This is a genomic window from Enterococcus hermanniensis (assembly GCF_001885945.1).
Lineage (GTDB): Bacteria > Bacillota > Bacilli > Lactobacillales > Enterococcaceae > Enterococcus_A > Enterococcus_A hermanniensis.
The window spans coordinates 1-6,037 of record NZ_JXKQ01000026.1 but is presented as its reverse complement, the minus strand read 5'-3'; the positions used below and the strand labels follow the sequence as shown (position 1 = coordinate 6,037).

Here is a 6,037-nt window from a genome sequence, read left to right as displayed (position 1 = left end):
AAAACTTTGCAACAGAACCGAAATTTTCAATTTATTGAATTCTTATTCCCTTGTCGTAACATTCAAATTGAATTAGATAGTTTCTTGTCTATCAAGCTCAGTAAAATAGACTATTATTCTAAATAAGATCATCATACCAGTAATAAGAAAGAAGATTAGCAGTGATTAGTCTTCTTTCTTATTTTTTTTTTTTCTACTAATCATCACAATAAACATAACGATCAATACATACTTCATAGATTCCTCCTTAAAATTTATTCGATTACTTTATATTATAAATAAATTTTAAAAATTCATCTATACGAAAAAGGAGAATCCAATAAGATTCTCCTTTAGCGATGTTTCAAATACTATTCATTTGATTTTAACGCTCCAATCATATCAATGGCCTTCAATCGTTGATGAGTGATAAACATAACGATCCCCGTAAATAAGATGGTAAGTCCGGCAGAGAAGATATACCCGACCATCGGAACAACTAATGGGAAGCTGATCATCGGTGAAGAAGCCGTAGTGATAATAAACCAGGTCAAGGCATTTCCTACCCCAAATCCGATTAAAATCCCCATGATAGTGAAGATAATCATTTCTCGGATAATATACATCGTTACTTCAGGGTCATAAAAACCTAAAACTTTGATCGTAGCAAGCTCCCTTTCTCTTTCAGAAACGTTGATATTCGTTAAATTGAATAATACGACTAACGCTAGTGTCCCTGATAAAACGACGAAGATGATAACCACGGGATCGAGGTTGGTACTAGCATAGGCTTGTTTATCGAGTTGATCACTCATAAATGTCGTAGTAATAACCTGTCCAGTATCCTGGAGTTGTTTAGAGAGTTTCTTTTCAGCATTGTTGTTCATTGATTTTGTTTTAAGCAAAAAGGTATTTGAATCCGTAGATTCTTTACTGATTTTTTCTAAGTAACGTTGGCTAGTATAGATGCTATTTCCTAAATAGTTTTCTACAATCCCGATTACTTTTGCGTGCATATTTTTCCCATTACCATCTTGCATGGTCATCTTATCGCCGACAGTTACATCGTAGGCTTTCGCTAACCCTTGCGTGATGACGATTCCATCTTTGTTAAAATCTGTCGATGAATCTTTTGTTTTTTTCTTGAATGTAAAATGATCATCTATATGATCGTTGTTCTGAAAGCCATAAACTGTTGCTGATTGATCTGTGATCCCTTCTTTTTTGAAGTTGACTTGAGAAGAATAAACAGGTAATGATTGGTTGATTTGATTGTTGTCATCTATTACTTTTACTGCTTTATCTGCTTGTTGTGTTGTCTGATCACTTTCTAAGGTCACGATGGCCTGATAATGTGTAAGTTGGTTAAATTGAATATCAGCTGAATCACCAATAGAATCCTTTAATCCAAATCCTGCCAGCATCAGACCACAACAACCTGCTATACCAGCTACCGTTAGAATCATTCTTGCTTTATAACGGAATAAATTACGATACGTCACCTTTTGGTTAAAACTCAATCTACTCCATAAAGGTGTAATGTATTCAAGGAAAATACGTTTCCCAGGTTTAGGTGCTTTAGGCATTAGTAAAGCTACGGGTTTTTCTCGGAGATCTTTGATCAAAATATAAATAGTTGCCCCCAAAGTAGCTAATAAAGCGCCTGCGATGGCAATAACAATCGGCACCAGCCAAAAATTCGTTGGATAGGATTGGAAGACGTACGAGGTCCCCATCATCTTGAATACTACCGGTGGTAATAACTTAGTCCCCACCAGCACGCCTAAAACCGTTCCGATGATGGCTGTTAATGCCGCATACACGATATATTTTTGGGCAATTTCACTATTTCGATACCCTAAAGCTTTTAATGTCCCAATCACTTTACGATCTTCTTCCACCATCCGGGTAATCGTAGTAAAGGTGATCAGAATCCCGATAAGGAAAAAGAATACCGGAAAAATATTCCCAATAGCATCAATTCTAGTAGAAAGGCTAGTGACTTCTTCAAAACCAGGATTAGAACGACGTTCCGTCAGTAGATAATTGGGCAGCTTCATTTCTGCTAAATCGTTTCTAGCCTTATCAATTTCAGTTTGCCCATCATTGATTTTTTTACTGTTTTCTTTTAGTTCGGCTTCTTGTTCGTTCAATTTGCTTTCAGCAGTAGTCACTTGTGTTTGCGCTTCAGTAAATGAGCGAATCGCCTCTTCATTACCTGAGGCTTCAATCCTCTCTTTTTGTTCAGCTAATTGATTTTTCTGTTGGTCGATTTGTTGCCGTGCTGCATTGATCTGTTTTTGTCCGTCGTCTAACTTCATCCGATTATCATCGATCTCGGACTGATTTTTTTGAATTTCTGCATTCGCAGTATCGACTAATTCTTGCTTACGTTCCGATTTTCTTCTATCAAATAGTTTCTCTAATTGATTTTCTTTTTTGACTAAGGCCTCTTCATACGAATCTGAGAACATATCTTTACTTGCCAAGTCTGCAAATTTCAAGTACATGATTGAGTAGGCGTCACTATCAAAAGCAGTAGCTGGTAAATAAGCGTAGCCATCAAGCGAACCATCCCCTACAATGGTTGACCCTTTTTGAGTTTTATCTACGTAGATAGGTGATTCAACATAACCAACCACTTTAAAGGAACTCTCTGCTAATTGGGAGTCATCAATTTTAATAGTTGAACCGATTGGATAAGCACTTTTTAACGCTTTATCTAAAACTATTTCATTTTTGTTTTTCGGTAACTTCCCAGCGAGAAGTTTTAACTCATTTTGCTTATCGGCTTTATTATAAGAATACATTTGGATATTTTTATCGTTTTTTTCATCCGCATAAGGAAAACTATAGCCTAATTCAACTTCAGCACCCGCTATTTTTTTCGCTAACGCCTGATCATCTTTTGTCAATCCTGCAGTTCCGACTATTTGTAGATCCGAAGTATTTTGCTTCTCTACATAATTTTGGATACTGGTTTCTAGATTGGGACCGACTGATTTGATGCCAACAAAAAGTAAAACAGCCATAAAGATAATTAATATGATCGCTATAAAGCGTCTCAAAGACCCTCGAATGTCACGAAACGTACTGCGAAGATACAAGTTTTTTTTCAACAGTACCACCTACCATTCTATATCTGAGATCGCTGCTGGGTGTTCATTGATTTCTATCGAGCGAACTTTTGCATCGTTTATTTTAATTACTCGATCAGCCATCTGAGCAATCGCACTATTATGTGTAATCAGGACAACTGTCCGGCCCTGTTTACGACTGACATCTTGAAGCAATTGTAAGACTTGTTTTCCAGTCTCATAATCTAAGGCCCCCGTCGGTTCATCACAAAGCAAGATTTTCGGATTTTTCGCTAATGCTCTAGCAATCGAGACCCTTTGTTGTTCCCCGCCAGATAATTGAGCGGGAAAATTAAGTAATCGTTCGCCTAGCCCGACTTGTTTTAATGTACTAACTACATCTAGAGCATCTGGTGAAACTGCCGTCGCTAATTCGACATTTTCTTTGGTCGTTAAATTAGGAACTAAATTGTAAAACTGGAAAACAAAACCGACATCCGTTCGTCGGTATTCTGTTAATTGCTTTTTGTTTAGGCTAGCGATGTCTGTTCCATCGACTAATATTTGCCCTTCATCAGGAGAGTCCATCCCACCTAATATGTTTAAGACGGTCGATTTACCTGCACCACTGGGACCTAAAATAACTGCCAGTTCTCCCTCTTCAATCGAGAAATTTATATCGTTGTTCGCAACGATGGTGATTTCTCCCATGTGATAACGTTTAAATTCATTTTTGACTTCAATAAAACTCATTCGACCACCTCGTTATGTTTTAAACACTCTGTTGTTTTTTTGTTCTTTTTTTACTATAATCAATCTTATAAATAACTACAATAATCAATTTTTATGATTCCGTCATTGTTTGAACACATCTAAAAAATTTGTTGGAGGTTTCATATGACAGGCAAGAAAAACAACCGTAGGACAGTGTATACACGCAATGTAATTCGTGAAGCATTCTTAGAGTTACTCGCAGAACAAGATCTTCAAAAAATAACTGTTACAGATATTACTAAAAAGGCCGATATAAATCGTGGGACCTTCTATCAACATTATAAAGATCCACTTGATTTATTTCATCAAATTGAAACCGAATTGACGGAACAAATTCTCCCAACGATCAAACTACAAAATACCGACAATATCGTCGTTTGGTTCAGTCGTTTTATCGATGTCCTATATGCGAATCGAGTACTTTCATTAACGCTCTTAAAAAGCAACAATTCAAGTTATCTAATGGACACGATTTTTGGTGAAGTCCATGATTTGGCAATCGAGGCTTTTAAAGACCTATATAATGAACAAAACCCTATTTTATTAGAGTATTATTTCAGCTATTTTGTAAAAGGGACCTTGGGAATAATCGTGGAATGGCTTTCCAATGATGATGGCACTTCATCCGAGGATATTAGTTTAGTATTATCTAAAGTATTGCCTACTTCGAAATAAAATCAAAAAGGCTTGATCGTCAATGTTGACGATCAAGCCCTTTATTTTAAAATTATTCCAAACAGAACTCGCAATAGGACCGCTTTAGTTTGTCCTTTTTAATGATGATCTACATCTGGATCAATCTGATGCAATCGTTCGACCAATTCGCGATTTTCTCTAGGTCCAACACTAGTTGGTGCTTTATCTAAGCCCGCAATTTTTTCTAATTCTTCAGAAGTTAGTTGAAAATCAAAGATCTCATAATTTTCTCTGATCCGATCTAAATGGATCGATTTAGGGATTGTCATGATTCCTAACTGTGTTTGCCACCGTAAGATGACTTGAGGAATGGATTTACCATATTTTTTGCTGATATCTTGTAAAGTTGCATCAGCAAAGATCCCATCTTTACCTTGGTTGAATGGACTCCAAGCTTCGATTGCGATATCAAAATGCTTTGCTGCTTCCCGCTGTAAGGTTTGTTGGCGATATGGGTGCAGTTCGATTTGATTGATCACCGGTTTGATTGCATGATTCAATGTTAGATCCGTCATTCTTCCAGTAGAAAAATTAGACACACCGATCGCTTTGATTTTCCCCGCTTCATATAATTCACTCATAGCTCGCCAGGCTCCATAATAATCATTATAAGGTTGGTGGATTAAAAAGATATCTAAATAATCTGTTTGTAACTTTTTAGTGGAACGTTCAAAAGCAAACATTGCACCATCATAGCTAGCGTCCTTGATCCACAATTTTGTAGTTAATGTAATCTCACTTCTGGGAACATTGCTATTTTTTATAGCTTTTCCGACAGCTTCTTCATTATAATAGACTGCCGCTGTATCCAGCAGACGATAACCAACGTTTAAAGCATTCAATACCGCTTTTTCACTCTCTTTTTGATCCCAAATTTGAAAAACCCCAAATCCTAAGATCGGAACTTTTAGCCCATTATTTAATTGTTTGTATTCCATCTTTATTCCGCCCATTCTTCAAAAAATTTATGGTCGCTGTAATTATTTTTTCAATTTTTTGGCTACTGCCTGTCCCAAGCTATGAGCAGACTGAGGATTTTGTCCAGTTAATAAGCGTCCGTCTACTTTAACAACATCCGTGTATGCAGCACCTGATTGATAGTTCGCACCATGTTTTTTAAGCTCATCTTCAGCAAGAAATGGAACAATCGCTGTCGCTTGACCAATTTCTTCTTCTTCATTGGTGAAGCCAGTAATTATTCTGTCAGCTACCAATTCTTTGCCTTGTTCATCTACTATATTCAATAGACCTACAATCCCATGACAAACGGCTGAAACTATTCCTTGATTTTTGTAAATTTTGCTCGCTATCGCTGAAAGTTCTTTAGCGTCTGGAAAATCAAACATTGCGCCATGACCACCGGCATAATAAATAGCTACATAATCTTCAGCATTCACCTCTGAGGGTTTTAAGGTATTACTTAATGCGCGGTTTCGGAATACTTCATCTGTGTACCATTTCCAATCAATTTCATCTAAGTTCATTAAACGGTTCTGTTGCAAAGTTAAAAA

At 36.7% G+C, this 6,037-nt stretch carries 5 protein-coding genes; 1 reads left to right on the top strand and 4 read right to left on the bottom strand.

Annotated features, from left to right (window positions below):
• Positions 1-350 precede the first annotated feature (350 nt).
• Together RV04_RS12735 and RV04_RS12730 are read right to left on the bottom strand one after the other, a co-directional pair.
• Positions 351-3,098 carry an FtsX-like permease family protein gene (locus RV04_RS12735; RefSeq protein WP_071858831.1) on the bottom strand — a complete coding sequence of 916 codons (2,748 nt, stop codon included), beginning with the start codon at positions 3,096-3,098 and terminating at the stop codon, positions 351-353.
• A gap of 9 nt (positions 3,099-3,107) precedes the next feature.
• Positions 3,108-3,809, bottom strand: a complete 702-nt coding sequence (locus RV04_RS12730; RefSeq protein ID WP_071858830.1) for an ABC transporter ATP-binding protein — start codon at positions 3,807-3,809, stop codon at positions 3,108-3,110.
• Between the two features lie 144 nt (positions 3,810-3,953).
• On the opposite strand from RV04_RS12730, the gene RV04_RS12725 reads away from it, so the two are divergent.
• Positions 3,954-4,505, top strand: a complete 552-nt coding sequence (locus RV04_RS12725) for a TetR/AcrR family transcriptional regulator (RefSeq protein ID WP_071858829.1) — start codon at positions 3,954-3,956, stop codon at positions 4,503-4,505.
• A gap of 98 nt (positions 4,506-4,603) precedes the next feature.
• Here RV04_RS12725 and RV04_RS12720 read toward each other — a convergent pair whose 3' ends face one another.
• Both RV04_RS12720 and RV04_RS12715 read right to left on the bottom strand, forming a co-directional pair.
• Positions 4,604-5,464 (bottom strand): aldo/keto reductase, encoded by an 861-nt coding sequence (locus tag RV04_RS12720; protein ID WP_071858828.1) that lies wholly within the window; start codon positions 5,462-5,464, stop codon positions 4,604-4,606.
• A 42-nt stretch (positions 5,465-5,506) separates the two neighbouring features.
• Positions 5,507-6,037, bottom strand: a 531-nt coding sequence (locus tag RV04_RS12715) for a type 1 glutamine amidotransferase domain-containing protein (RefSeq protein WP_071858827.1), incomplete at its 5' end; no start/stop codon positions are given.